Consider the following 23,549-nt stretch of genomic DNA (forward strand, 5'->3'; position numbering starts at 1 on the left):
GCCCCGCAAAAACACGGCCGTACCGCAGCCGTTCACAGAGCATCGGGAATCCACTTGCCCACCGGCAACCGAATTACTCCAAGATCATTTCTGGGATTCACGCCCGTACGCACCGCGATCCGCCCCCTCCGCCCTGGCCGCCACTGACCAGCGGCCTCTCAACGGGCGCTCAGCCGCCCGCCGAGCCACTCCAGCGCCGCGGGGATCTCGCGCCGCCACGTATTGAAGTTGTGCCCGCCCCTTTCGAGGATGATCGATGAGATCCGGGCGGGCTTCTTGTCCTTCACCAGCTCTATGAACTTCAGCGTGTCCTTGTAGTTCGTCTCGCCGGACTTGCTGCTGGTGACGAGGAGCGAAGTGGCTTGCGCGGGCGTGTTCTTGACGTACCACCAGAGATCCGCGCGATTGCGCAGCCCCTCGTCGCCGTGGAACAGATCGCCCGTGGTCGGGTCGCTCGGGGCGTCGTAGTACGGGGAGAGCCCGGCACCGGCGGCGTACACGCCGGGATGGTGCAGCGCGAGCTTCAACGCGCAGTACCCGCCGGTCGAGTTGCCCACGATGCCCCAACTGCCCGCGCCCCTGCCCACGCGGTAGTGGGCGAGGACGGCCTCGGGAAGGTCCTCGGCGAAGAACGACTCCGTGCGCGGACCGCCCGGCACGTCCACGCACTCCGTGTCCCGCGGCGGCGCCACGGTGGGCCGCAGCATCACCAGCACCATCGGCTGCATCCGGCCGCTTCCGGCCAGGTCCAGCGCCGTGCGCGGATAGCGCAGCTTGCTCACCAGCGCCTCGGTCGTCCCCGGGTACCCCGTCAGCACGACGGCCACGGGGAACGTACGGGTGCGGTACCGCTGCTGGAAGTACTCCGGCGGCAAATACACCTCGGCGGGCGTCGCGATGCGCGTCGTGCGGCCGACAATCCTGACGCTCTGGATCTGCCCGCCGGTCTCCGGCCGGGCCCCGCCCGCCTGCGGCACCCGCCGGACGTCGACCACCCGGAGCGGGCCGCCGTCCCCCGCCGAGTGGTCGACCACCACGCCCTGGCCGGTCTCCCGCCCGAACAGGTCCGCCCAGCTCGCGTAGAACCCGAAGGACCGGTTGGCGGCCAGGCCGACCGCGGCGAAGACCGCGAGCTGGGTGGCGAGCAGCAGGCCGATCCGTCCCAGGACGGCACGCCCGCCGCGCCGCGACAGCCGGGGCCACAGCCACACCGTGCCGGCGAACAGCAGCACCCCGCACACCACCGCCAGCGCCAGCACCCCGTTGCTCGTCAGACCCATACCTCGCCACCCGCATTCCCACGGCACACCCGGCCCCCCGTCGGACGCGAGGGGTGCCCCGTAACTTTCCCCGGCCTTGAAGAGGGCTTTGAGAAGGGGAGTGAACCTCTCTCCCCGAGACACCGTCCTAGAGGGCGCAATGTCGCCGGATGCCCGAAACGGGCCCGGATCCACCGTCTCTCGCAGAACTACGGGTGCGATGTCTGTCAGGACAGATGAGGAAATGTCGGGTGCGGTTCCGGGGGTCGCCCCGAAGACCGCCGACCCGTCGGCCGTACGCCGGCTGCCGCGCGGCCCGCGCCCGGAGGCCGTCCCCGTCCTCGTCGGCAGAGCATGCACCCTGGTCGGCCTGCTGGACATCGCCGCGGGTGTCTTCCCGCGCTTCCGGCACAGCCGTATGCACGCCCTCGCCGAGGTGCTGCCCGGCGCGTTCGGCCCGTTCGCCGCGGCGCTCTCGCTGAGCGCGGGCGTCCTGCTCCTCCTGCTCGCGCACGGACTCAAGCGCCGCAAGCGCCGGGCCTGGCGCGCCGCTGTGGCGCTGCTGCCGTTCGGCGCCGTGGCCCAGTTCACCTACCGGCACTCGCTCGCCGGCGTGCTGATCTCCCTCGCCCTGCTCGCGCCCCTGCTGCGCCACCGCGACCAGTTCGCGGCCCTGCCCGACCCGCGCAGCCGCTGGAAGGCGGTGGCCAACTTCGTCCTCATGGGCGCGGGCTCGCTCGTCCTCGGCCTGATCATCGTCAGTGTCCACCCCCACCGCATGGTCGGCGACCCGAGCCTGGCCGACCGGATCGCGCACGTGCTGTACGGCCTGTTCGGCTTCGAGGGCCCCGTCGACTACCGGGGGAACACGTCCTGGACGGTCGCCTTCTCCCTCGGCGCCCTCGGCCTGCTCACCGCCGTCACCACCATCTACCTGGCCTTCCGCCCCGAACACCCCGCCGCGCGCCTCACCGGGGACGACGAGACCCGGCTGCGCGCCCTGCTCGCCAAGCACGGCGGCCGCGACTCCCTCGGCCACTTCGCGCTGCGCCGCGACAAGGCGGTCGTCTTCTCCCCCAGCGGCAAGGCCGCCGTCACCTACCGCGTCGTCTCCGGCGTGATGCTGGCCAGCGGCGACCCGATCGGCGACGTCGAGGCGTGGCCGGGCGCCATCGAGCGCTTCATGGACGAGGCCCGCGCCCATTCCTGGACGCCCGCCGTCATGGGCTGCTCCGAGACCGGCGGCGAGGTGTGGACCCGGGAGACCGGGCTCGACGCCCTCGAACTGGGCGACGAGGCGGTGGTGGACGTCGCGGATTTCTCCCTCGCCGGCCGCGCGATGCGCAACGTGCGCCAGATGGTCAAGCGCATCGAACGTGCCGGTTACGAGACCCGGGTACGTCGCGTGGCCGACCTCGGTGACACCGAGCTGGACCGGATCCGCCGGGCCGCCGACGACTGGCGCGGCACGGACACCGAGCGCGGCTTCTCGATGGCCCTGGGCCGCATCGGCGACCCGGCCGACGGCGACTGCCTGGTCGCGACCGCGCACAAGCCGGAGGCCGAGCCCGGGGAGTACGGCGACCTCAAGGCGATCCTGCACTTCGTGCCGTGGGGCACCGACGGCGTCTCCCTCGATCTGATGCGCCGCGACCGCTCGGCCGACCCCGGCATGAACGAACTGCTGATCGTGGCCGCGCTCCAGGCCGCCCCGCGGCTGGGCATAGCGCGGGTCTCGCTCAACTTCGCCATGTTCCGCGCGGCGCTCGCGCGGGGCGAGAAGATCGGGGCGGGGCCGGTGCTGCGGGCGTGGCGCGGCCTGCTGGTCTTCCTCTCGCGCTGGTTCCAGATCGAGTCCCTGTACAAGTTCAACGCCAAGTTCCAGCCCCGCTGGGAGCCCCGCTTCGTCGTCTACCGCGCCCCCGCCGACCTGCCCCGCATCGGCTTCGCGGCGATGCAGGCGGAGGGCTTCCTCACCCTCACCCCACCCCTCCCCCGCCTCCTCCGCCCCCACGCCCGCACCCCCCGCCCGTGCCCCCACCGAGTCCCGGAACGCGACGCCAGAACAGCGTGAGCCCACTCGAAGGCGGCTCCCTGATCCGGCACCGCCCGGCCGACTGCCCGCAGCCAGGACGGCGCGGCGGCCCGTAGCTACGGCGGGAGGGCGGTCAGCCGGGGCGGGACGGCGTCAGCCGGGGTCGGGAGACGACGGCCCGCAGTCGCGTACGGCGGGAAGGGGACGGGTCGGTGGGTGTCCGCCCGCAGCGGTTGGCGCGTCAACGCCGGCACATCTGTGGCCGACCGATTCCGCGCCGTTCCGAGGACGGACACCCCCCGACCCGGCCCCGACCCACAAGACCACCGAACGCGCTACGCGCACCCCCACCAAACCCGCACAGGCCGCCGCAGGCACCCCACCACGCACCGAACCCGCACAGGCCGCCGCAGGCACCCGCACCCCCCACCGCCCCGCACAGCCCGCCGCAGGCACCCGCACCCCCCACCGCCCCGCACAGCCCGCCGCAGGCACCCCACCCCACCGCCGGAGGCACCCCCACCCCGGGGGCCTACGCTGAACACATGAGCAAGCAGACCGGCCGCCGCCCCCTGGCGGGACTGACCGCATGGGACCGCTGTGCGGTCATGGGGGTCGTCAACGTGACCCCCGACTCCTTCTCCGACGGCGGCCGCTTCTTCGACACCACGGCCGCCATCAAGCACGGCCTGGACCTCGTGGCCCAGGGCGCCGACCTCGTGGACGTCGGCGGCGAGTCCACCCGCCCCGGCGCCACCCGCGTGGACGAGGACGAGGAACTCCGCCGAGTCGTCCCGGTCGTCCGCGGCCTGGCCTCCGAGGGCGTCACGATCTCCGTGGACACGATGCGCGCCTCCGTCGCCGAGCAGGCCCTCGCGGCCGGCGCCGCCCTGGTCAACGACGTCAGCGGCGGCCTCGCCGACCCCCGCATGATCCCGGTCGTCGCCGACGCCGACGCCCCCTTCGTCGTCATGCACTGGCGCGGCTTCCTGGAGGGCGGCAACATCCGCGGCACCTACGCGGACGTCGTCACCGAGGTCGTCGACGAACTCCGCGCGCGCGTGGAGGCCGTCATGGACGGCGGCATCGCGGCCGACCGCATCGTCGTCGACCCCGGCCTCGGCTTCTCCAAGGACGCCGACCACGACCTCGTCCTCCTCGCCCACCTGGACCGCCTGCTGGCCCTCGGCCACCCCCTCCTCGTCGCCGCCTCCCGCAAGCGCTTCCTCGGCCGCGTCCTCGCCGGCCCCGAGGCCACCCCGCCCCCCGCGCGGGAGCGCGACGCCGCCACCGCCGCCGTCTCCGCGCTCGCCGCGCAGGCCGGCGCGTGGGCCGTACGTGTCCACGAGGTGCGCGCGACCGCGGACGCCGTCCGGGTCGCACGCGCCGTCGAAGGGGCCCGCACCCCGGGCAGAGGTCCGGAAGGAGCCCGGTGAACGCCCCTCACGTCGACGTCGAACAGGTCGAGGCCGCCAACACCGCCTACTACGAGGCAGTGGAGCAGGGCGACTTCGAGAAGGTGTCCGAGCTCTGGCTCGCCCCGTCCGACCTGGGCATCGACGAGACGTACCACGACCCGGCCGACGCCGGCGTGGTCTCCTGCGTGCACCCCGGCTGGCCGGTCCTCACCGGCCGCGGCGAGGTCCTGCGCTCCTACGCGCTGATCATGGCGAACACGGACTACATCCAGTTCTTCCTCACCGACGTGCACGTCTCCGTCACCGGCGACACCGCCCTGGTGACCTGCACCGAGAACATCCTCAGCGGCGGTCCCGCCCCGCAGGGCGACGACGAGCTCGGACCGCTCGTCGGCCAGCTCGTCGTCGCCACCAACGCGTACCGCCGCACGCCCTCCGGCTGGAAACTCTGGTCGCACCACGCCTCGCCGGTCCTCGCGGAGAGCGCCGACGAGGACGGCGAGGACACCACCCCCTGACCGGGTGGAAGGAACCGGCGAGGACGGCGAGGACACCACCCCCTGACCGGGCGGAGGGAAGAAGTGGCCGGAATCACGCGCTCCCGGCCACGAGCGGCCGACAGCCCGTGACAAGCCGGGCCGGCCAGGGCGAACGCAGGGTGAAATCTCGGGCGCCCGCCCACGCCCGGGACCCCCGCGGCCCGGTGCTGTCGGTGCGCGCGGGTAGATTCGAGTCAGGCCGGCGTGCCGCCCGCACGTGGCACCGCCCGGCCGTGACCGACGACTGCAGGAGTGATTCGTGTGGATCGTGTCGCGCTGCGCGGCCTGAAGGCCCGTGGGCACCACGGTGTGTTCCCCAAGGAGCGCGAGGAGGGCCAGACCTTCCTCGTGGACGTCGTCCTGGGCCTGGACACCCGACCGGCCGCGGCCGACGACGACCTGACGAAGACCGTGCACTACGGCATCGTGGCCGAGGAGGTCGTGGCCGTCGTCGAGGGCGAGCCCGTCAACCTGGTCGAGACACTCGCCGAGCGCATCGCCCAGGTCTGCCTGAAGCACGAAGGGGTCGAGGAGGTCGAGGTCTGCGTCCACAAGCCGGACGCGCCGATCACGGTGCCCTTCGACGACGTGACCGTCACCATCATCCGGAGCCGTGTATGAGTGTCCCGTTCCTCAACGGTCCCAGCGACCCGACCGTACAGCCGGTACCCGCCTCCGTGGTCGAGAGGGTGGACGCCGCCGACAGCACCCTGTCCAACCCGAAGCGCGCCGTGATCGCCCTCGGCGCCAACCTCGGCAACCGCCTGGAGACCCTCCAGGGCGCCGTCGACGCCCTGGAGGAGACCCCCGGCGTGCGGGTCAAAGGCGTCTCGCCGGTGTACGAGACGGAGCCCTGGGGCGTCGAACCGGGCACTCAGCCGTCCTACTTCAACGCGATCGTGGTCCTGAAGACCACCCTGCCCCCGTCCTCCCTCCTGGAGCGGGCGCACGCCGTCGAGGAGGCCTTCCACCGCGTCCGGGACGAGCGCTGGGGCCCGCGCACCCTGGACGTCGACATCATCGCCTACGCCGACGTGGTCTCCGGCGACCCCCACCTCACCCTGCCCCACCCGCGCGCCCACGAGCGCGCCTTCGTCCTCGCCCCCTGGCACGACCTCGACCCCGGAGCCGAGCTGCCCGGCCACGGCCCGGTCGCCGGGCTCCTGGAGGCGGTGACGCGCGAGGGCGTGACACCCCGCCCCGACCTGGAACTCCACCTGCCCGAGTAGTCGTTAAGGTCGAGACGAGCGAAGTCCGCCGCCGGACGCCCTCCGTCCGGGGCGTGCGGCAGCCGGCGCCACAGCCGGGCATCCGGGGGAACGAAGGGGCACCGTGAAAGAGTTGCGCATCAGGACGCTGGCCGCCGTGTTCGTGGTCGCCGGAGTCCTGTCCTGGGCGGGCGCCCGCCTGTGGAACTCGATCGGGACCCTCCCGAGCGTCCCCCTCGCCGCCCCCATCGTTCTGGCGCTGATCGCCGTGGTCCTGCTGGCCACGGCGCTCTCGCTGCGGGCCCGCCTGAAGGCCCAGCGCGACCGGGTCCCCGGCGCCAAGGGCGTCGATCCGCTGATGGCGGCGCGCGCGGTCGTCTTCGGCCAGGCCAGCGCCCTGGTCGCGGCCCTCGTCGCCGGCATGTACGGCGGCACGTGCGTCTTCCTGCTGGAGTACCTCGACATCCCCGCCCGCCGCGACCAGGCCATCTACGCCGGTTTCTCGGTCGTCTCCGGCATCGGCGTCATAGCGGCCGCCCTCTTCCTCGAACGCGTCTGCCGCCTCCCCGACGACGAAGACGAAAACCCCCCGGGCACCGCCCCCACCACCTGACCGCCCCTGGCGCCGGCGCCTCAGCGTCCGATGATCAGGCTCATCGCCTCATTGCGCGTAGCGGGGTCACGGAGCTGCCCCCGCACCGCCGACGTGAGGGTCTTGGCACCCGGCTTGCGGATACCGCGCATCGACATGCACATGTGCTCGCACTCCACGACGACGATCACGCCGCGCGGGTCCAGGATCTCCATCAGGGAGTCCGCGATCTGCGTGGTGAGCCGTTCCTGCACCTGAGGACGGCGAGCGTAGACGTCCACGAGGCGGGCCAGCTTGGACAGACCCGTGATCTTGCCGCTGGTGGACGGGATGTACCCGACGTGGGCGACGCCCCTGAAGGGGACGAGATGGTGCTCACACGTGCTGAACACCTCGATGTCCTTCACGAGGACCATCTCGTCGTGTCCCAGGTCGAACGTCGTCGTCAGCACGTCCTCGGGCTGCTGCCAGAGCCCCGCGAATATCTCCTTGTACGCCCGCGCCACCCGCCCCGGCGTCTCGCGCAGGCCCTCGCGGTCCGGGTCCTCGCCGACCGCGATCAGCAGTTCGCGGACGGCGTTCTCGGCCCGCTTCTCGTCGAACTCACCGATCGGGCCCTGGCCGTCGAGCGTCACGGGGTCGGTCATGTCGTGCCTCGTTCCTGTCTTCTGGCATGTCGGCATAAGGGAATGCCGCGCCCCCCAAGGCTAGAACCTGGGGGGCGCGGCATACATTCCGGGCCTGGTGGGGCCGCGGGGAGGGCCTGGGTCAGCTCTCCGGGCGGTCCTCCGGGGCTCGTTCCGGTGCCGGGGCGGTGGCCGGCTCGGCCGCCGTGCTCTTGGCGGTGGAGATGGCCGCCGTCGCGCCGTTCGCCCCGTTCGTCAGCGCCAGCTCCTTGGGGGAGAGCACCGGCGGACGGGTCGAGGGGGTGCGACGGGAGGAACCGGTCCAGGCGGGCCGGGGCGGGCGCTTGACGATCGGGGCGAAGATCTCGGCGATCTCCTCCTTGCCGAGCGTCTCCTTCTCCAGCAGCGCGAGGACGAGGTTGTCGAGGACGTCGCGGTTCTCGACCAGGATCTCCCAGGCCTCGTTGTGCGCCGTCTCGATGAGCTTCTTGACCTCTTCGTCGACCAGCGCGGCGACCTCTTCCGAGTAGTCGCGCTGGTGCGCCATCTCACGGCCGAGGAAGGGCTCGGTGTTGTCGCCGCCGAACTTGATCGCGCCGAGGCGCTCGGTCATGCCGTACTGCGTGACCATCGCGCGGGCCAGACCGGTGGCCTTCTCGATGTCGTTGGCGGCACCCGTCGTCGGGTCGTGGAAGACCAGTTCCTCGGCCGCCCGGCCGCCCAGCATGTAGGCGAGCTGGTCGAGCATCTCGTTGCGCGTGGTCGAGTACTTGTCCTCGTCCGGGAGCACCATCGTGTAGCCGAGGGCGCGGCCGCGGGAGAGGATCGTGATCTTGTGCACCGGGTCGGAGTTCGGGGAAGCCGCCGCGACCAGGGCGTGACCGCCCTCGTGGTACGCGGTGATCTTCTTCTCCTTGTCCGACATGATCCGGGTCCGCTTCTGCGGGCCCGCGACCACGCGGTCGATCGCCTCGTCCAGCATGTGGTTGTCGATCAGCTTCTGGTCGCTGCGGGCCGTCAGCAGGGCGGCCTCGTTCAGCACGTTGGCGAGATCGGCACCGGTCATGCCGGGCGTACGGCGGGCGACGGCCGACAGGTCGACGTCCGGGGCGACCGGCTTGCCCTTCTGGTGGACCTTGAGGATCTCCAGACGGCCCTGCATGTCCGGCCGGTCGACGGCGATCTGCCGGTCGAAGCGGCCCGGGCGCAGCAGCGCCGGGTCGAGGATGTCGGGCCGGTTCGTCGCGGCGATGAGGATCACGCCGCCCTTGACGTCGAAGCCGTCCATCTCGACGAGGAGCTGGTTCAGGGTCTGCTCGCGCTCGTCGTGACCGCCGCCGAGGCCGGCGCCGCGGTGGCGGCCGACCGCGTCGATCTCGTCGACGAAGACGATGGCCGGGGCGTTCGCCTTGGCCTGCTCGAACAGGTCGCGCACCCGGGAGGCACCGACACCGACGAACATCTCGACGAAGTCGGAACCGGAGATCGAGTAGAACGGCACGCCCGCCTCGCCCGCGACGGCGCGCGCGAGCAGGGTCTTGCCGGTACCGGGCGGGCCGTACAGCAGCACGCCCTTGGGGATCTTGGCGCCGACGGCCTGGAACTTGGCCGGCTCCTGGAGGAACTCCTTGATCTCGTGGAGCTCCTCGACGGCCTCGTCGGATCCGGCGACGTCGGAGAACGTCGTCTTCGGGGTGTCCTTGGTGATGAGCTTCGCCTTGGACTTGCCGAAGTTCATGACCCGGGAGCCGCCGCCCTGCATCTGATTCATCAGGAACAGGAAGACGACCACGATCAGGACGAACGGCAGCAGGGAGAGCAGGATGCCGACGAACGCGTTCTGCTTGGACGGCGACACGGTGTAGCCGTCGGGGATCTGCTTGTCCTGGTACTTGTTCTGCAGCGTGCCCGCGATGGTCACGCCCTGATCGCCGATGTAGCTCGCCTGGATCTTCGAGCTGCCCTTGATCTTTTCGCCGTCCTTGAGCTGGACCTTGATGGTCTGCTCGTCACCGGTGGTCAGTTTGGCCGACTCGACCTTGTTGTCGTTGATCGCCTGGACGACCTGGCCCGTGTCCACCGTCTTGTAGCCGCCGGACGAGCCGACGACCTGCATCAACACGACCACGGCAAGGACGGCCAGCACGATCCACATGACCGGCCCACGGAAGTATCGCTTCACGTCCATCCACACGGAGCGGTGCCGCCCCGTCCCTCCTGCCATAGTGAGTTTGATAAAGACAGTTCTTCTGACGGTACCCCAGCATGATGGCCCGAAGTCGCACGGACGACTGGCATTACCGTCTTCCTGCTCCAACGGCGCGAGGGTGGCTCGGGTTCCCGGTCACCCTCGCTGATTGCCCGGGGTCGCGTCAGCCACCGTAGACGTGGGGCGCGAGCGTCCCCACGAACGGGAGGTTGCGGTACTTCTCCGCGTAGTCGAGGCCGTAGCCGACGACGAACTCGTTGGGGATGTCGAAGCCGACCCACTCCACGTCGATGGCGACCTTGGCGGCGTCGGGCTTGCGCAGCAGCGTGCACACCTTCAGCGAGGCGGGCTCGCGCGAGCCGAGGTTCGAGATCAGCCAGGAGAGGGTCAGGCCGGAGTCGATGATGTCCTCGACGATCAGGACGTGCTTGCCCTTGATGTCGGTGTCGAGGTCCTTGAGGATCCGCACCACGCCCGAGGACTGGGTGCCCGCGCCGTACGACGACACGGCCATCCAGTCCATGGTGGCGGGGGTGGACAGCGTCCGGGCGAGGTCCGCCATGACCATCACGGCGCCCTTGAGGACGCCGACGAGGAGCAGGTCCTTGCCCGCGTACTCCGCGTCGATCTTCGCGGCCAGTTCGGCCAGCTTCGCGTCGATCTCTTCCTTGGTGATGAGTACCTTCTCGAGGTCGGCACCCATGTCGTTCGCGTCCACCCGCATCACTTTCGGTCGTCCCACCGGCCACTCCGGAACGCCCCGGCGATCCGTACGCGGATCGGTGGGAGGGTCCGGATTCAGCCTTGCCGAATCACCAGTCTGCCACCCTGCCGCTGGGCGACGACTTTGCCGGGGAGGTTGATGGCCCCCTGGCCGCGCCAGCCGGTGATCAGCCGGTCGACTTCCTCGATGTGGCGGGCGAACAGCGCACCGGCCGGAGCACCGGCCTCGATGGCGGCCCGGCGCAGGATGCGGCGCCGTACGGCGGGCGGGAGGGCGTAGAGCTTGGCGCACTCCAGCATGCCGGTGGCGTCGCGGACGCCGGTCTCGGCCTGGCGGGCCCAGGCGTCGAGGGCGTCGGCATCGTCCCGGGAGAGCTGGGCCGTACGGGCGAGGGCCTCGACGACGCCCTTGCCGAGGGCCTTCTCGAGGGCGGGCAGTCCCTCGTGCCGCAGCCGCGAGCGGGTGTACGCCGGGTCGGTGTTGTGCGGGTCGTCCCAGACGGGCAGGGACTGGACCATGCAGGCCTTGCGCGCGGTCTGCCGGTCGACGTGGAGGAAGGGCCGCCGGTAACGGCCGCCGGCCCCCGAGACCGCGGCCATGCCCGACAGGGAGCGGATGCCGGAGCCGCGGGCGAGGCCGAGCAGGACCGTCTCGGCCTGGTCGTCCCGGGTGTGGCCGAGCAGGACGGCGGCGGCACCGTGCCGGGCGGCGGCGTCGTCCAGGGCGGCGTAGCGTGCGTCGCGGGCGGCCGCCTCGGGTCCGCCGACGCGGCCCACGGTGACGGCGGTGGCCTCGACGGGGTCGAGACCGAGTTCGCGCAGGCGCAGGACGACTTCTTCGGCGCGCAGGTCGGAGCCGTGCTGCAGGCCGTGGTCGACGGTGACGCCGCCGGCCCGGATGCCGAGCCGGGGGGCTTCGAAGGCGAGGGCGGAGGCGAGCGCCATCGAGTCGGCTCCGCCGGAGCACGCCACGAGGACGAGCGGTGACGGCGGGCGCTCGGCGGCCGTCCCGGCGGGGACGCCGGCCGTGGCGTGCAGTTCGGTGAGGATGTCGTGGAGGACGCGGCGGACCGCCAGGCGTATCGCCGCGACCGCAGGATGGGGACCCATGTCCGGTGCCCTTCATGATGTTTTCGGGGTGAGCCCGAGGGTTCGGTCACGCAGAGTGTGTAGATGGTGACAGAAACGGGCCGTTCCCTGAGCATCGCACGCCTGCGGAGGGCTCACGGTCCCTCGGACGGGTGATTGGAGGGGCGTTCGCCTGCCGTCGGCCGGATTCGTTCACGCCGTGCGTCCGGGGCTCACGCCTCCGGCTTGCGGTGCACCCGTGCGATCCAGTCCGCCGGTTTGGCGATCTCCGCCTTGGTGGGCAGGGTGTTGGGCGAGGTCCAGACGCGGTTGAAGCCGTCGACGCCGCACTCGTCGACGACGGCGCGGACGAAGCGCTCGCCGTCGCGGTACTGCCGCAGCTTGGCGTCCAGGCCGAGCAGCTTGCGCAGGGCCATGTCGAGGCGGGAGGCGCCCTTGGCGCGGCGCTGCTGGAACTTCTCGCGGATCTCGCCGACGCTCGGCACGACCGAGGGGCCGACGCCGTCCATCACGAAGTCGGCGTGACCCTCCAGGAGGGACATCACGGCGGTGAGGCGGCCGAGGACCTCCCGCTGGGCGGGGGTCTGCACGAGTTCGACGAGCGAGCGGCCGCCGTCGTCCTCCTCGCCCTCGGGGCGGCCCCCGGCGAGCGTCTGGGCTGCGTCGCGGATCCGCTCCAGCACGGTCATGGGGTCGACGTCGGTCTCCGCCAGAAACGACTGGATCTCGCCCTCGAGGTGGTCGCGCAGCCAGGGCACGGCGGTGAACTGGGTGCGGTGCGTCTCCTCGTGCAGGCACACCCACAGGCGGAAGTCGTGGGGTTCGACGTCGAGTTCCCGTTCGACGTGCACGATGTTCGGCGCGACCAGCAGGAGCCGGCCGCCGCCGTCGGCGCCGGCGGGCAGCTCGCGGGTTGCGGGGGCGAAGGTCTCGTACTGGCCGAGGACGCGGGAGGACAGGAACGACAGCAGCATGCCCAGCTCCACGCCGGTGACCTTGCCGCCGACGGCGCCGAGGACCGCCCCGCCGGGGGTGCCGCCGCGCCGTTCCTCCATCTTCTCCAGCAGGGGCTTGAGCAGCTCCCGGAAGCCGGCGACGTTGGCCCGGACCCAGCCCGGGCGGTCGACGACCAGGACGGGGGTGTCGTGGACCTCGTCGGTCGCCATACGAGTGAAGCCCCGGACGTGTTCCTCCGAGGCCTTGGCATGGCGGCGAAGCTCCGCGACGACGGCCCGGGCCTCGTCGCGGCTCACCTCGGGCCCCGGCCGTACGAGCCGGGTCGCGGTCGCCACCGCGAGATTCCAGTCGACCATGCCGGAAGATGCGCCGATGCTCGTCATCCCTCAACGGTACGTGAGCGCTGCCGCTGGGGGCAGGCCGTACGGGGCGGTGGGGTGGGCGGCACCCCGGCGGGGCCGGGCCGGGGCGGGCGGGGCCCGGCGGGGCCGGGCACCCGCTAGGCGCAGCCGCAGGCCGTCAGGCGGGACGCCGCCGCGTCCAGGGCCCTCTGGGCCGACGGGGCGTCCGTCGTCCCGTCGGCCAGGAAGGCGAAGGCCAGCACGCGGCCGTCGGCGGTGACCACCGTGCCGGCAAGGGTGTTCACGCCGGTCAGGGTGCCGGTCTTGGCACGGACGAGGCCCCCGGCCGCGCCGTCCGGGTAGCGGCCCGCGAGCGTGCCGGTGAAGCCGGCGACGGGCAGGCCGGTCAGGGCCGGGCGGAGTTCGGGGCGGGCCGGGTCGGCGGCCACGGCGAGCAGGGCCGTGAGCAGGTCGGCGCTGATCCGGTCGGTGCGGTCCAGGCCGCTGCCGTCGTGGAACACCGCGCCCCGCACGGGCAGGCCGAGCTGCTTCAGCCGGGCGGTGACGGCGGCCGACACGCCCCCGAAGTCGGCGGGCTGCCCGGTGGCCACGGCCGTGTGGCGGGCCAGGGCCTCGGCGATGTCGTTGTCGCTGTGGGTCAGCATCCGTTCGACCAGGGCGGACAGCGGGGGCGAGGAGACGGTGGCGAGGGTCTTGGCGCGGTTCGTCGCCCTGGAGGGGCCGGGGGCCGACGCGGTGATGCCGTGGTCCTCGAGGAATCCGGCGAAGGCGCGGGCGGCCTCGGCGGCCGGGTCGGCGACGCGTGGGGCGGGGCCGCTGGTGGAGTCGTCGGTGCGGCCCTCGTCGGCCATCAGGGCGGTGACGGGGGCGAGGTTCTCGTTGACCCCGATGGGGTGCGTCTCGGCACCGGTGTAGAGCGTCGTGTCGTAGGACAGCGTGACCGTGCCGATGCCGCGCTTCTTCAGGCCCGCGGCGGTCCGCTCGGCGAGGGGGCGCAGGCCGGCGAGGCCGCGGGGGTCCTCGCGGGCGGTGAGGGTGGGGTCGCCGCCGCCGACCAGGACGAGTTCGCCGGTGTCGGCCTCCAGGGCGGTACGGGTGGTGAGGCGGTGGTCGGGGCCGAGGGCGGAGAGGGCGGCCACGGCGGTGGCGATCTTGGTGGTGGAGGCGGGGGTGAGCGCGGTGCCGGAGCCGAGCCCGTACAGGCGCTTGCCGGTGCTGAGGTCGACGACCGCCGCCCCGCGCCGGGTGCCGAGCGCCGGGTCGTCCAGGAGGGGTCCGAGGGCGTCGGCGAGGGGCTCGCCGCGCGGGGCCGCCTTGACGCCGCCCGCGGTGCCGTCGGAGGCCCCGGTGAGGCCGGTCAGGACGGCGGGGGCGCTCGGGGCGGGGCGGGGCGCGCCGGGGCCCGCGGATCCGTCGCCGTGATCTGCGCCACCCGTGTGCGCAAGGGCGACTGCCCGGTCCTGCTCGGCCGTACGCTGACCCGTGGAGTCCCAGGGGCCGGCGGCGGTCACGACACCGGCGGCCAGTGCCAGGCCGGCGGTGGCGGCACCGGCGGTGTACTGCCAGGTCTTCGGCCTCGTGATCCGCGCGAGCTGCGGCGTCGTGGCCCGTGCGAACCGCGTGAGAGGCTGTCCGGCGGCGCGCGCCGCACGAGCGAGACGTGGACGTACGGCGCCGGCGGCCCGCACCACGTGCGGTCCCGCGGCCCGCCAAGGCCTCAGCTCTGGCACTGCCACCAGCCCCTTTCGCTAGCACACACCTGCGTGAGGGACACTTAACCACCAGAACTATGTGCTGATCATGGAGGAGCGTCCGGTGGAGTTCGACGTCACGATCGAGATCCCGAAGGGTTCGCGGAACAAGTACGAGGTGGACCACGAGACGGGTCGGATCCGCCTGGACCGTCGGCTCTTCACCTCGACCGCCTACCCGACCGACTACGGCTTCGTCGAGAACACCCTCGGCGAGGACGGCGACCCGCTGGACGCGCTGGTCATCCTGGACGAGCCGACCTTCCCGGGCTGCCTCATCCGCTGCCGCGCGATCGGCATGTTCCGCATGACGGACGAGGCCGGCGGCGACGACAAGCTGCTGTGCGTCCCGTCGACGGACCCGCGCGTGGAGCACCTGCGTGACATCCACCACGTGTCGGAGTTCGACCGCCTGGAGATCCAGCACTTCTTCGAGGTCTACAAGGACCTGGAGCCGGGCAAGTCGGTCGAGGGCGCCAACTGGGTCGGCCGCACCGACGCGGAGGCCGAGATCGAGCGGTCCTACAAGCGCTTCAAGGAGCAGGGCGGCCACTGATCGGTGCCCCTCCCCCGGCGGGCCGCACGCGAAGGCGTGCGGCCCGTTCGCGTTTGGGTACGCATACTGAGGGCTACAGGAGGGTGAGTTCGTACCAGGGAGCGTTACGCAGGTGACGGAGGCGGAGGACCGCAAGCCGCAGTCGGACGAGGCGCACAGCGCGTTCCGGCAGCCCGGCGGGGTCCCGGCGTCGGCGGACGGCGAATCGTCGACGACGTCGGAGTTCGAGATCCCCGAGGGGCTGGCCGTGCCGCGGCCGGCCGGCACGGAGTCCGAGACGACGTCGGAGTTCGCGCTGCCCGAGGGGCTGGAGGTGCCCGCCCAGTCCGCCGAGCCGGAGGGGTCGGCGTTCAGCACACCGAGCACCTACAGCGCGTGGAACACACCGGCCGCGTTCACGCCGGCGAGCGGTTTCCCAGCGGTGAGCCTGACCAAGGACCTGCCGTGGCAGGACCGGATGCGCACGATGCTGCGCATGCCGGTGGCCGAGCGTCCGGCTCCCGAGACGGCGCATCGGCACGACGACGACACGGGCCCCGCCGTGCCGCGCGTGCTCGACCTGACGCTGCGTATCGGTGAGCTGCTGCTGGCGGGCGGCGAGGGCGCGGAGGACGTCGAGGCGGCGATGTTCGCGGTCTGCCGGTCCTACGGCCTGGACCGGTGCGAGCCGAACGTCACCTTCACGCTGCTGTCGATCTCTCACCAGCCGTCCCTGGTCGACGACCCGGTGACGGCCTCGCGCACGGTGCGCCGCCGGGGCACCGACTACACGCGCCTCGCGGCGGTGTTCCAGCTCGTCGACGACCTCAGCGACGCGGAGACGCACATCTCCCTGGAGGAGGCCTACCGGCGCCTCGCGGAGATCCGCCGCAACCGCCACCCGTACCCGACCTGGGTGCTGACCGCGGCGAGCGGTTCGCTGGCCGGCGCGGCCTCGCTGCTCGTCGGCGGTGACGTGATCGTGTTCTTCGCGGCGCTGTTCGGCGCGATGCTCGGCGACCGGCTGGCGTGGCTGTGCGCGGGGCGCGGGCTGCCGGAGTTCTACCAGTTCGCGGTGGCCGCGATGCCCCCGGCGGCGATAGGGATCGCCCTGACCCTGACGCACGTGGACGTGAAGGCGTCCGCGGTCATCACCGGTGGACTGTTCGCGCTGCTGCCGGGGCGGGCGCTGGTGGCGGGCGTGCAGGACGGTCTGACCGGCTTCTACATCACCGCCGCCGCGCGCCTGCTGGAGGTCATGTACTTCTTCGTCAGCATCGTCGCCGGGGTGCTGGTGGTGCTGTACTTCGGCGTCCAGCTCGGCGCCAAGCTCAACCCGGACGCCGCGCTGGGCACGGGCGACCAGCCGGTCGTGCAGATCTTCGCCTCGATGCTGCTGTCCCTGACCTTCGCGATCCTGCTCCAGCAGGAGCGGTCCACCGTGCTGGCGGTGACGCTGAACGGGGGCGTCGCGTGGTGCGTGTACGGCGCCATGCACTACGCGGGCGGGATCTCGCCGGTGGCGTCCACGGCCGCGGCGGCGGGGCTGGTGGGTCTGTTCGGGCAGCTCATGTCCCGGTACCGGTTCGCGTCGGCGCTGCCGTACACGACCGCGGCGATCGGGCCGCTGCTGCCCGGTTCGGCGACGTACTTCGGGCTGCTGGCGATCGCGCAGAACGAGGTCGACCGGGGGCTGGTGTCCCTGTCGAAGGCGGTGGCGCTCGCCATGGCCATCGCCATCGGGGTGAACCTCGGCGGCGAGATCTCGCGGCTGTTCCTCAAGGTCCCGGGTGCCACGAGTGCCGCCGGCAGGCGGGCGGCCAAGCGGACCCGGGGCTTCTAGCCGCGCGCCCACGGACCCGCTCCGGCGGGTCCGTGGGCGCGTCGTGGCCCTGGGGACGTCTCAGCGGCCCTGGCCGTACGGGTACTGGTCGCCGTACTGCTGGTTCTGGCCGCCGTAGTTCCGCGGGTACTGCTGGGCGTACGGCTGCTGCTGGTTGCCGTAGCCCTCGTCGTACGGCTGCTGCTGGTTGCCGTAGCCCCCGTTGTACGGCTGCTGGGGCTGTTGGGGCTGCTGCGGCTGCTGGTACGGGTCCACGCGACGGAGCTGTGTCGTGGCGTCGTCCATGGGCATGTACGGCGGCCGGTCCTGCTGCTGGGCGGGCTGCTGCTGCGGTGCCGCCGCGGCGGCGCGCTTCTTCTTGCCGCGCTCGCGCAGGTACTCGATGGCGATCGGGACGACCGAGACGACGACGATCAGGACGAGGATCGGCTCGACGTTGGTGCGGATGAACTCGATCTGGCCGAGCCAGTAGCCCGCGAGGGTGACGCCGGTGCCCCAGGCCACGCCGCCGATGACGTTGTACGTGAGGAAGGTGCGGTACTTCATGCGGCCGGCGCCCGCCACGATGGGGGCGAAGGTGCGCACGATCGGCACGAAGCGGGCCAGGACGATCGCCTTCGGGCCGTACTTCTCCATGAACTCGTGGGCCTTCTCCAGGTTCTCCTGCTTGAAGAGCTTGGAGTTGGGCCGGTTGAAGAGCTTCGGGCCGAGGAACTTGCCGATCATGTAGCCCACCTGGTCGCCGATGACGGCGGCGGCCACGATCAGCGTGCACACCAGCCACAGCGGCTGGCTGATGTACTGGCCCTGGGCGACGAACAGACCCGCCGTGAACAGCAGCGAGTCGCCGGGCAGGAACGCGAAGAGTCCGGACTCGGCGAAGACGATGAGCAGGATGCCCGGCAGAGCGAAGGTCTCGATCAGGTAGTCCGGGCTCAGCCACTCGGGGCCGAGCGCAAGCGTGGTCACGGGATTGTGGCTCCTGCACTGGGAGGCGGGCTGGGGGCTTGGCTGCCCCAACGTATCAACGCAGCCGTGCTGCTCCGGGTTCCACGGGTGCGTCGGGGGTGCAGCCGGCGTCCGCCCGAGGAACCCTGTGAACCATGGGCATTGAAGAATACGGCGGCGGACAGGGCCCTCAGCCCGACGTGCTCGTCGTGACCACGAACGACCTGCCGGGCCACCGCGTGCAGGAGGTGCTCGGGGAGGTCTTCGGACTGACCGTGCGCTCCCGGCACCTGGGGAGCCAGATCGGTGCCGGGCTGAAGTCGCTGGTCGGCGGTGAGCTGCGCGGGCTCACCAAGACCCTCGTCGAGACCCGCAACCAGGCCATGGAGCGGCTCGTGGAGCAGGCACGCGCGCGTGGCGCCAACGCGGTGCTGGCGTTCCGCTTCGACGTGACGGAGGCCGCGGACGTGGGCACCGAGGTGTGCGCGTACGGGACGGCGGTGGGGGGGGGGGGGGGGGGGGGGGGGGGGGGCCCCCCCCCCCCCCCCGGGGGGGGGGGGGGGGGGGGGGGCGCGGGGGGGGGGGGGGGGGGGGGGGGGGGGGGGGGGGGCGGGGGGGGCCCCCCCCCCCCACGACCGCTCAGGAGGTGTGCCGGACGGCGTTGGCGAGGAAGGCGTCGCGCTGGTAGGCGGCGAGGCCCGGCCGGGCGGCGTCGATGTTCCTGGTGAACCGCTCGTCCGAGACGTACATCTCGCCGATGCAGGTGTGCATCTCGTACCCGCAGTCGTAGTGGTTGCGTGACATCCAGCGGCGGTGCTCCTCGGCGGCGTCCATCGCCGCCTCGGAGTCGGCGGGCGCCCCCTCGTCCAGGAGGGCGATGAAGCGCTGGTTGATCTCCTCGGCCTCGCGCTGGATGCGCTGCCAGTCCTCCTTCGTGTACGAGGCGGCTCGCTGCTGCGACTGGCGGTAGGCGTCGGTGTCGCCCCAGCGCTGCTCGACCTCCTCCTGGTACTGGTCCGGGTCGTAGTCCCCGAAGACCTCGAACTTCTCCTCGGGCGTGAGGTTGATGCCCATGCTGCGTGCCTCCATGGCCTGTTCCACGGCCTCCGCCATCTTGCGCAGCTTCTCGATCCGGGCGGTCAGCAGCTCGTGCTGGCGGCGCAGGTGCGCGCGCGGATCCGCGTCCGGGTCGTCGAGCAGGGCGGCGACCTGGTCGAGCGGGAAGCCGAGCTCGCGGTAGAACAGGATCTGCTGCAGCCGGTCGAGGTCCGCGTCGCCGTAGCGCCGGTGGCCCGCGTGGCTGCGCTCGCTCGGGGCGAGCAGGCCGATGTCGTCGTAGTGGTGCAGGGTGCGCACCGTCACTCCGGCGAAGCCGGCCACCTGTCCCACGGAGTAGCTCACTTCCGCTCCCTTCTGTGACGCCGTCCACGCTGCCTCCTCACGTCACGTGAGGTGCAAGCCCGGGTGCGGTGCCCGCGGTCCGCGCCTAGCGTCGGTCCCATGCCACTGCACCACGGGCACGGCCCGAAACGGGACGACGACGGCCACCGGCGCCGGCTCGCCACGAACCCCTTCCACGGCGAGGCCAACCCTCTCGGCGGCATGACGGAGGCACCGCCCACGCACCGGCTCCCGGACTCCCCCCTGCCGCCGTCGACGGCCTACGAGCTGGTCCACGACGAGCTGATGCTGGACGGCAACGCACGGCTGAACCTGGCCACCTTCGTCACCACCTGGATGGAGCCGCAGGCCGGGGTGCTGATGGGCGAGTGCCGCGACAAGAACATGATCGACAAGGACGAGTACCCGCGCACCGCCGAGCTGGAGCGGCGCTGCGTGGCGATGCTCGCCGACCTGTGGAACGCGCCGGACCCCTCGGCGGTCGTGGGCTGTTCGACGACCGGGTCGAGCGAGGCGTGCATGCTGGCCGGGATGGCGCTGAAGCGGCGCTGGGCGCTGCGCAACGCGGACCGGTACCCGGGGGCGCGGCCCAATCTGGTGATGGGCGTGAACGTTCAGGTGTGCTGGGAGAAGTTCTGCAACTTCTGGGAGGTGGAGGCCCGGCAGGTGCCGATGGAGGGCGAGCGCTTCCACCTCGACCCGCAGGCCGCGGCCGAGCTGTGCGACGAGAACACCATCGGTGTCGTCGGCATCCTGGGCTCGACCTTCGACGGTTCCTACGAGCCGGTCGCCGATCTGTGCGCGGCCCTGGACGCCCTCCAGGAGCGGACGGGTCTCGACGTCCCGGTGCACGTCGACGGGGCCTCGGGCGCGATGGTGGCGCCCTTCCTGGACGAGGACCTGGTGTGGGACTTCCGGCTGCCGAGGGTGGCGTCGATCAACACCTCGGGGCACAAGTACGGGCTGGTCTACCCGGGGGTGGGCTGGGCGCTGTGGCGGGACGCGGAGGCTCTGCCCGAGGAGCTGGTCTTCCGAGTCAACTACCTGGGCGGCGACATGCCGACGTTCGCGCTGAACTTCTCCCGGCCGGGGGCCCAGGTCGTCGCGCAGTACTACACGTTCCTGCGGCTGGGCCGCGAGGGCTACCGGGCGGTGCAGGGGGCCGCGCGGGACGTGGCGACGGGCCTGGCCGAGCGGGTGGAGGCGCTCGGCGACTTCCGGCTGCTGACGCGGGGCGACCAGCTTCCCGTGTTCGCGTTCACGACGGCCGACGCCGTGACGGCGTACGACGTCTTCGACGTGTCCCGGCGGCTGCGGGAGGCCGGCTGGCTGGTGCCGGCGTACACCTTCCCGCCGCACCGGGAGGACCTGTCCGTGCTGCGGGTGGTGTGCCGCAACGGCTTCTCGGCCGACATGGCGGACCTGCTCCTGGGCGACCTGGAGCGGCTGCTGCCGGAACTGCGCCGGCAGCCGCACCCCCTCACCCACGACAAGGACGCGGCGACCGGCTTCCACCACTAGGCCCCGTCAGCGGCTCGGGCGGGCGAACCTGCGCACGGCCAGCGGGAAGAACACCGCGAGCAGGGCCAGCGGCCAGGCGACGGCCGCCCAGAGGTGCCCCGGTTCCCCGCCGGGTCCGCCGAACAGGTCGCGTACGGCCGTGGCGGTCCGGGACATCGGGTTCCACCGGACGACCGTGCCGAGCCAGTCGGGCATGGATTCCGGTGCGGCGAAGGCGTTGGACAGGAAGCCGACCGGCCAGACCAGGATCTGCACCGCCTGCACCATCTCCGGCTTCCCGGCCACCAGGGCGAGGTGGATGCCCACCCAGAGCATGGCGAAGCGGAAGAGCAGCAGAAGGCCCATCGCGCCGAGGAAGCCGCCGAGGCCGCCGTGGGTGCGCCAGCCGAGCGCGTACCCGACGCCGGTCATCACGACGAGCCCCGCCGCCGACTGGAGCATGTCGGCGGCCGAACGGCCCACCAGCACCGCCCCGTTCGCCATCGGCAGCGAGCGGAAGCGGTCGATGACGCCCTTGTCGAGGTCCCGGGTGACGGCGATCATGGTGCCCTCCAGGCCGAAGGCCATGGTGAGCGCGAGCATCCCGGGGACCAGGTAGTCGACGTACTCGCCGCTCACGCCCCGGCCGCCGCCGACCAGGTAGCCGAACATCAGCAGCAGCATGACGGGGAAGACCAGGTTGACGGCCACCGTGACCGGCCGGCGGCCCCAGCGGGCCAGCTCGCGGCGGGTCATGGTCCAGGAGTCGGTCAGGGCGCGGGCGGTCACACGGCCTCCTCGGCGTGGTCGGTCAGGTGCAGGAACACCTCGTCCAGGGTCGGCCTGCGCAGCGCCACGTCCTCGGCGTCGAGCCCGGCCTCCCGCAGCGCCCGTACGACGCCGTAAAGGGCCTCCATGCGGTCGGTGACGGGGGCGCTGAGCAGCCGGCGGTCGGCGTCGACGCGGACGCCGGTGAGCGGCAGGAGGGCCGCCGCCTCTCCCAGCCGGCGGGCGTCGCGCAGGACGACGTCGATGCGGTCGCCGCCGGTGGCGGCCTTCAGCTCGTCCGCGGTCCCGTCGGCGACGACCCGCCCGGCGTCGACCACGCAGATGCGGTCGGCGAGCTGGTCGGCCTCCTCCAGGTACTGGGTGGTGAGCAGGACCGTCGTACCGCCGCCGACCAGGGAGCGGACCGAGTCCCACACCTCCGCGCGGCCCCGGGGGTCGAGGCCGGTGGTCGGTTCGTCCAGGAACAGCACCTCCGGCTCGGTGATCAGGGACGCCGCGAGGTCCAGGCGTCGCCGCATGCCGCCGCTGTAGGCGCTGACCGGTGTGCGTCCGGTGCCGGTCAGGCCGAAGCGCTCCAGCAGTTCGTCGGCACGCGCGCGTGCCCGCCGGGCGCCCAGGTGGTGGAGGCGGCCGAACGTCTCCAGGTTCTGCCGGCCGCCCAGTTCCTCGTCGAGCGCCGCGTGCTGGCCGAGCAGGCCGATGCGCAGCCGTACGGCGTACGCCTCGGCGACGACGTCGCGGCCGGCCACCTCGACCCGGCCCGCGTCCGGTCGCAGCAGGGTGGACAGGATCCTGACCAGGGTCGTCTTGCCGGCGCCGTTGGGTCCCAGGACGCCGTGCACCGTGCCTCTCGGGACGGTCAGGTCGAGCCCGTCCAGCGCGGTCCTGCCGCCGTACTCCTTGCGTGCCCCCTCGACGGTGATCGCCGCGTCGGCCACAGAGCCTCCCCTTTAGTCAAACTTGACTACTCGATCGGCGAAGGTACCCCCGCCTCAGGGGATTGGTCAAACTTGATCAGTCGGCCGGGTCCTCCGGGTGCCGCTCCCCCGTGGCGTACGGGTTCTCCTCGCCCTCGGCCAGGACGCCGACGAACGGCTCGCCCTCTCCGGCGAAGGTGTACGCGCCGCCGCGGACGCGCTCGACGAGCGCGCGGGTCCACTCGGCGCCGGAGTCGGCGGAGTGCACCCAGAAGTTCATGATCTCGCCGATGTGCCCGTACTGCCCGGGGCCGCCCTCGGGCATGTAGTACTCGGTGACGGACCTGCGCCACTCCTCGATCGCCCGGATCCGCTCCTCCAGGAGGGCCAGCACCTCCTCGCGGCCGAGGTCGACCATGAAGCCCAGACCGGCGGAGAGAACGTCCGGCTTCTGGTCGTAGGCGGTCAGGGACTCCCGCAGCAGCCTGAAGTACTCCTCCGTGCCCTTCTCGGTGATCTCGTACTCCGTGCGCGGGGGGCCGCCCGCGGTCGACGGGGCGATCTCGTGCGCGTGCAGCAGGCCCTGCTTCGCCATCTGCTTCAGCGCGTGGTAGATCGAGCCGGGCTTGGCGTTGGACCACTCGTGCGCGCCCCAGTACTCCAGGTCGTTGCGCACCTGGTAGCCGTGGGCCCGCCCGTGCTGGCGGACCGCGCCGAGCACCAGGAGACGGATCACTGACATGAGCCCAGACTAGGCGGGCACACCCCGGTTCCCCGCCACCAGGTCCCGGGCCGGGGCCCGTCGGGCGGTCAGGGGACACGCGCCGGACATGCACCTGGCGGGCACC

Annotated in this window: 21 protein-coding genes and 1 pseudogene; 10 read left to right on the forward strand and 12 right to left on the reverse strand. The window is 72.2% G+C overall.

Going from position 1 to position 23,549, the window contains the following annotated elements; translation table 11 throughout:
- Window positions 1-158: 158 nt before the first annotated feature.
- Window positions 159-1,280: an alpha/beta hydrolase gene (locus ACH499_RS10530; protein ID WP_399014836.1), complete on the reverse strand. Its 1,122-nt coding sequence runs from the start codon at window positions 1,278-1,280 to the stop codon at window positions 159-161.
- 223 nt (window positions 1,281-1,503) lie between these two features.
- Between ACH499_RS10530 and ACH499_RS10535 the strand changes: the two genes are divergently transcribed.
- The 6 genes from ACH499_RS10535 (at window position 1,504) to ACH499_RS10560 (ending at window position 7,072) form a co-directional block, all read left to right on the forward strand.
- Window positions 1,504-3,333 carry a phosphatidylglycerol lysyltransferase domain-containing protein gene (locus tag ACH499_RS10535; protein WP_399014838.1) on the forward strand — a complete coding sequence of 610 codons (1,830 nt, stop codon included), beginning with the start codon at window positions 1,504-1,506 and terminating at the stop codon, window positions 3,331-3,333.
- A 506-nt stretch (window positions 3,334-3,839) separates the two neighbouring features.
- Window positions 3,840-4,730: a dihydropteroate synthase gene (gene folP, locus ACH499_RS10540; protein WP_399014840.1), complete on the forward strand. Its 891-nt coding sequence runs from the start codon at window positions 3,840-3,842 to the stop codon at window positions 4,728-4,730.
- Window positions 4,727-5,230, forward strand: a complete 504-nt coding sequence (locus tag ACH499_RS10545; RefSeq protein ID WP_399014843.1) for a nuclear transport factor 2 family protein — start codon at window positions 4,727-4,729, stop codon at window positions 5,228-5,230. The genes folP and ACH499_RS10545 overlap by 4 nt, the downstream gene beginning before the upstream one ends.
- Before the next feature lie 282 nt (window positions 5,231-5,512).
- A complete protein-coding gene (folB, locus tag ACH499_RS10550; RefSeq protein ID WP_356207211.1) occupies window positions 5,513-5,872 on the forward strand; it encodes a dihydroneopterin aldolase in 360 nt (119 codons plus the stop codon).
- Window positions 5,869-6,480, forward strand: a complete 612-nt coding sequence (gene folK, locus ACH499_RS10555; RefSeq protein ID WP_399014845.1) for a 2-amino-4-hydroxy-6-hydroxymethyldihydropteridine diphosphokinase — start codon at window positions 5,869-5,871, stop codon at window positions 6,478-6,480. The genes folB and folK overlap by 4 nt, the downstream gene beginning before the upstream one ends.
- Before the next feature lie 103 nt (window positions 6,481-6,583).
- The gene (locus ACH499_RS10560) at window positions 6,584-7,072 is read left to right on the forward strand and encodes a DUF3180 domain-containing protein (protein WP_356207216.1); all 489 of its coding nucleotides are present in this window, start codon (window positions 6,584-6,586) and stop codon (window positions 7,070-7,072) included.
- A gap of 20 nt (window positions 7,073-7,092) precedes the next feature.
- On the opposite strand, the gene folE is transcribed toward ACH499_RS10560, so the two are convergent.
- From folE to dacB, 6 genes are all read right to left on the reverse strand, one after another.
- Window positions 7,093-7,698: a GTP cyclohydrolase I FolE gene (folE, locus tag ACH499_RS10565; protein WP_356207219.1), complete on the reverse strand. Its 606-nt coding sequence runs from the start codon at window positions 7,696-7,698 to the stop codon at window positions 7,093-7,095.
- A gap of 121 nt (window positions 7,699-7,819) precedes the next feature.
- Complete coding sequence (gene ftsH / locus ACH499_RS10570; protein WP_356207233.1) at window positions 7,820-9,865, reverse strand: ATP-dependent zinc metalloprotease FtsH; 2,046 nt, start codon at window positions 9,863-9,865, stop codon at window positions 7,820-7,822.
- Window positions 9,866-10,049: 184 nt separating this feature from the next.
- A complete protein-coding gene (hpt, locus tag ACH499_RS10575) occupies window positions 10,050-10,589 on the reverse strand; it encodes a hypoxanthine phosphoribosyltransferase (RefSeq protein ID WP_243860136.1) in 540 nt (179 codons plus the stop codon).
- A gap of 95 nt (window positions 10,590-10,684) precedes the next feature.
- Complete coding sequence (gene tilS / locus ACH499_RS10580; RefSeq protein WP_399014848.1) at window positions 10,685-11,719, reverse strand: tRNA lysidine(34) synthetase TilS; 1,035 nt, start codon at window positions 11,717-11,719, stop codon at window positions 10,685-10,687.
- A 191-nt stretch (window positions 11,720-11,910) separates the two neighbouring features.
- Window positions 11,911-13,038: a zinc-dependent metalloprotease gene (locus ACH499_RS10585; protein ID WP_399014850.1), complete on the reverse strand. Its 1,128-nt coding sequence runs from the start codon at window positions 13,036-13,038 to the stop codon at window positions 11,911-11,913.
- A 116-nt stretch (window positions 13,039-13,154) separates the two neighbouring features.
- Window positions 13,155-14,753 (reverse strand): D-alanyl-D-alanine carboxypeptidase/D-alanyl-D-alanine-endopeptidase, encoded by a 1,599-nt coding sequence (gene dacB, locus ACH499_RS10590; RefSeq protein WP_399014852.1) that lies wholly within the window; start codon window positions 14,751-14,753, stop codon window positions 13,155-13,157.
- 79 nt (window positions 14,754-14,832) lie between these two features.
- Between dacB and ACH499_RS10595 the strand changes: the two genes are divergently transcribed.
- Both ACH499_RS10595 and ACH499_RS10600 read left to right on the forward strand, forming a co-directional pair.
- Window positions 14,833-15,324, forward strand: coding sequence for an inorganic diphosphatase (locus tag ACH499_RS10595; RefSeq protein WP_029394330.1), 492 nt, complete (start codon window positions 14,833-14,835; stop codon window positions 15,322-15,324).
- Window positions 15,325-15,436: 112 nt separating this feature from the next.
- Window positions 15,437-17,146, forward strand: coding sequence for a threonine/serine exporter ThrE family protein (locus tag ACH499_RS10600; RefSeq protein WP_399014855.1), 1,710 nt, complete (start codon window positions 15,437-15,439; stop codon window positions 17,144-17,146).
- 60 nt (window positions 17,147-17,206) lie between these two features.
- Here the strand turns inward: ACH499_RS10600 and ACH499_RS10605 are convergent, their stop codons facing one another.
- A complete protein-coding gene (locus tag ACH499_RS10605) occupies window positions 17,207-18,115 on the reverse strand; it encodes a DedA family protein (RefSeq protein WP_399014857.1) in 909 nt (302 codons plus the stop codon).
- A 134-nt stretch (window positions 18,116-18,249) separates the two neighbouring features.
- Between ACH499_RS10605 and ACH499_RS10610 the strand changes: the two are divergent.
- Window positions 18,250-18,597 (forward strand): annotated as a pseudogene (locus tag ACH499_RS10610) (YbjQ family protein); the annotation flags it as partial.
- A gap of 136 nt (window positions 18,598-18,733) precedes the next feature.
- Here the strand turns inward: ACH499_RS10610 and ACH499_RS10615 are convergent.
- Entirely contained in the window at window positions 18,734-19,495 is a 762-nt protein-coding gene (locus tag ACH499_RS10615) for a MerR family transcriptional regulator (RefSeq protein WP_399014859.1), read from the reverse strand.
- Between the two features lie 99 nt (window positions 19,496-19,594).
- Between ACH499_RS10615 and ACH499_RS10620 the strand changes: the two genes are divergently transcribed.
- Window positions 19,595-21,016, forward strand: coding sequence for a glutamate decarboxylase (locus ACH499_RS10620; RefSeq protein ID WP_356203125.1), 1,422 nt, complete (start codon window positions 19,595-19,597; stop codon window positions 21,014-21,016).
- A 6-nt stretch (window positions 21,017-21,022) separates the two neighbouring features.
- Here the strand turns inward: ACH499_RS10620 and ACH499_RS10625 are convergent, their stop codons facing one another.
- The 3 genes from ACH499_RS10625 to ACH499_RS10635 all read right to left on the reverse strand — a co-directional run bounded on the left by ACH499_RS10625 (window position 21,023) and on the right by ACH499_RS10635 (window position 23,443).
- Window positions 21,023-21,784: an ABC transporter permease gene (locus ACH499_RS10625; protein WP_399014861.1), complete on the reverse strand. Its 762-nt coding sequence runs from the start codon at window positions 21,782-21,784 to the stop codon at window positions 21,023-21,025.
- Entirely contained in the window at window positions 21,781-22,722 is a 942-nt protein-coding gene (locus ACH499_RS10630) for an ATP-binding cassette domain-containing protein (RefSeq protein WP_399014863.1), read from the reverse strand. Before ACH499_RS10630 ends, ACH499_RS10625 begins: the two co-directional genes overlap by 4 nt.
- 76 nt (window positions 22,723-22,798) lie before the next feature.
- Window positions 22,799-23,443, reverse strand: a complete 645-nt coding sequence (locus tag ACH499_RS10635) for a PadR family transcriptional regulator (RefSeq protein ID WP_356203120.1) — start codon at window positions 23,441-23,443, stop codon at window positions 22,799-22,801.
- Window positions 23,444-23,549 lie beyond the last annotated feature (106 nt).

It is taken from the genome of Streptomyces sp. NPDC018947, from assembly GCF_044390505.1.
Classification (GTDB): Bacteria; Actinomycetota; Actinomycetes; order Streptomycetales; family Streptomycetaceae; genus Streptomyces.

What these genes read in the sequence shown, in the direction of transcription:
- ACH499_RS10635 (WP_356203120.1), bottom strand. Translation starts at nt 23,443, where the DNA reads ATGTCAGTGATCCGTCTCCTGGTGCTCGGCGCGGTCCGCCAGCACGGG.
- ftsH (WP_356207233.1), bottom strand. Translation starts at nt 9,865, where the DNA reads ATGGACGTGAAGCGATACTTCCGTGGGCCGGTCATGTGGATCGTGCTG.
- tilS (WP_399014848.1), bottom strand. Translation starts at nt 11,719, where the DNA reads ATGGGTCCCCATCCTGCGGTCGCGGCGATACGCCTGGCGGTCCGCCGC.
- ACH499_RS10530 (WP_399014836.1), bottom strand. Translation starts at nt 1,280, where the DNA reads ATGGGTCTGACGAGCAACGGGGTGCTGGCGCTGGCGGTGGTGTGCGGG.
- folP (WP_399014840.1), top strand. Translation starts at nt 3,840, where the DNA reads ATGAGCAAGCAGACCGGCCGCCGCCCCCTGGCGGGACTGACCGCATGG.
- ACH499_RS10585 (WP_399014850.1), bottom strand. Translation starts at nt 13,038, where the DNA reads ATGACGAGCATCGGCGCATCTTCCGGCATGGTCGACTGGAATCTCGCG.
- hpt (WP_243860136.1), bottom strand. Translation starts at nt 10,589, where the DNA reads ATGGGTGCCGACCTCGAGAAGGTACTCATCACCAAGGAAGAGATCGAC.
- folK (WP_399014845.1), top strand. Translation starts at nt 5,869, where the DNA reads ATGAGTGTCCCGTTCCTCAACGGTCCCAGCGACCCGACCGTACAGCCG.
- ACH499_RS10535 (WP_399014838.1), top strand. Translation starts at nt 1,504, where the DNA reads ATGTCGGGTGCGGTTCCGGGGGTCGCCCCGAAGACCGCCGACCCGTCG.
- folE (WP_356207219.1), bottom strand. Translation starts at nt 7,698, where the DNA reads ATGACCGACCCCGTGACGCTCGACGGCCAGGGCCCGATCGGTGAGTTC.
- ACH499_RS10620 (WP_356203125.1), top strand. Translation starts at nt 19,595, where the DNA reads ATGCCACTGCACCACGGGCACGGCCCGAAACGGGACGACGACGGCCAC.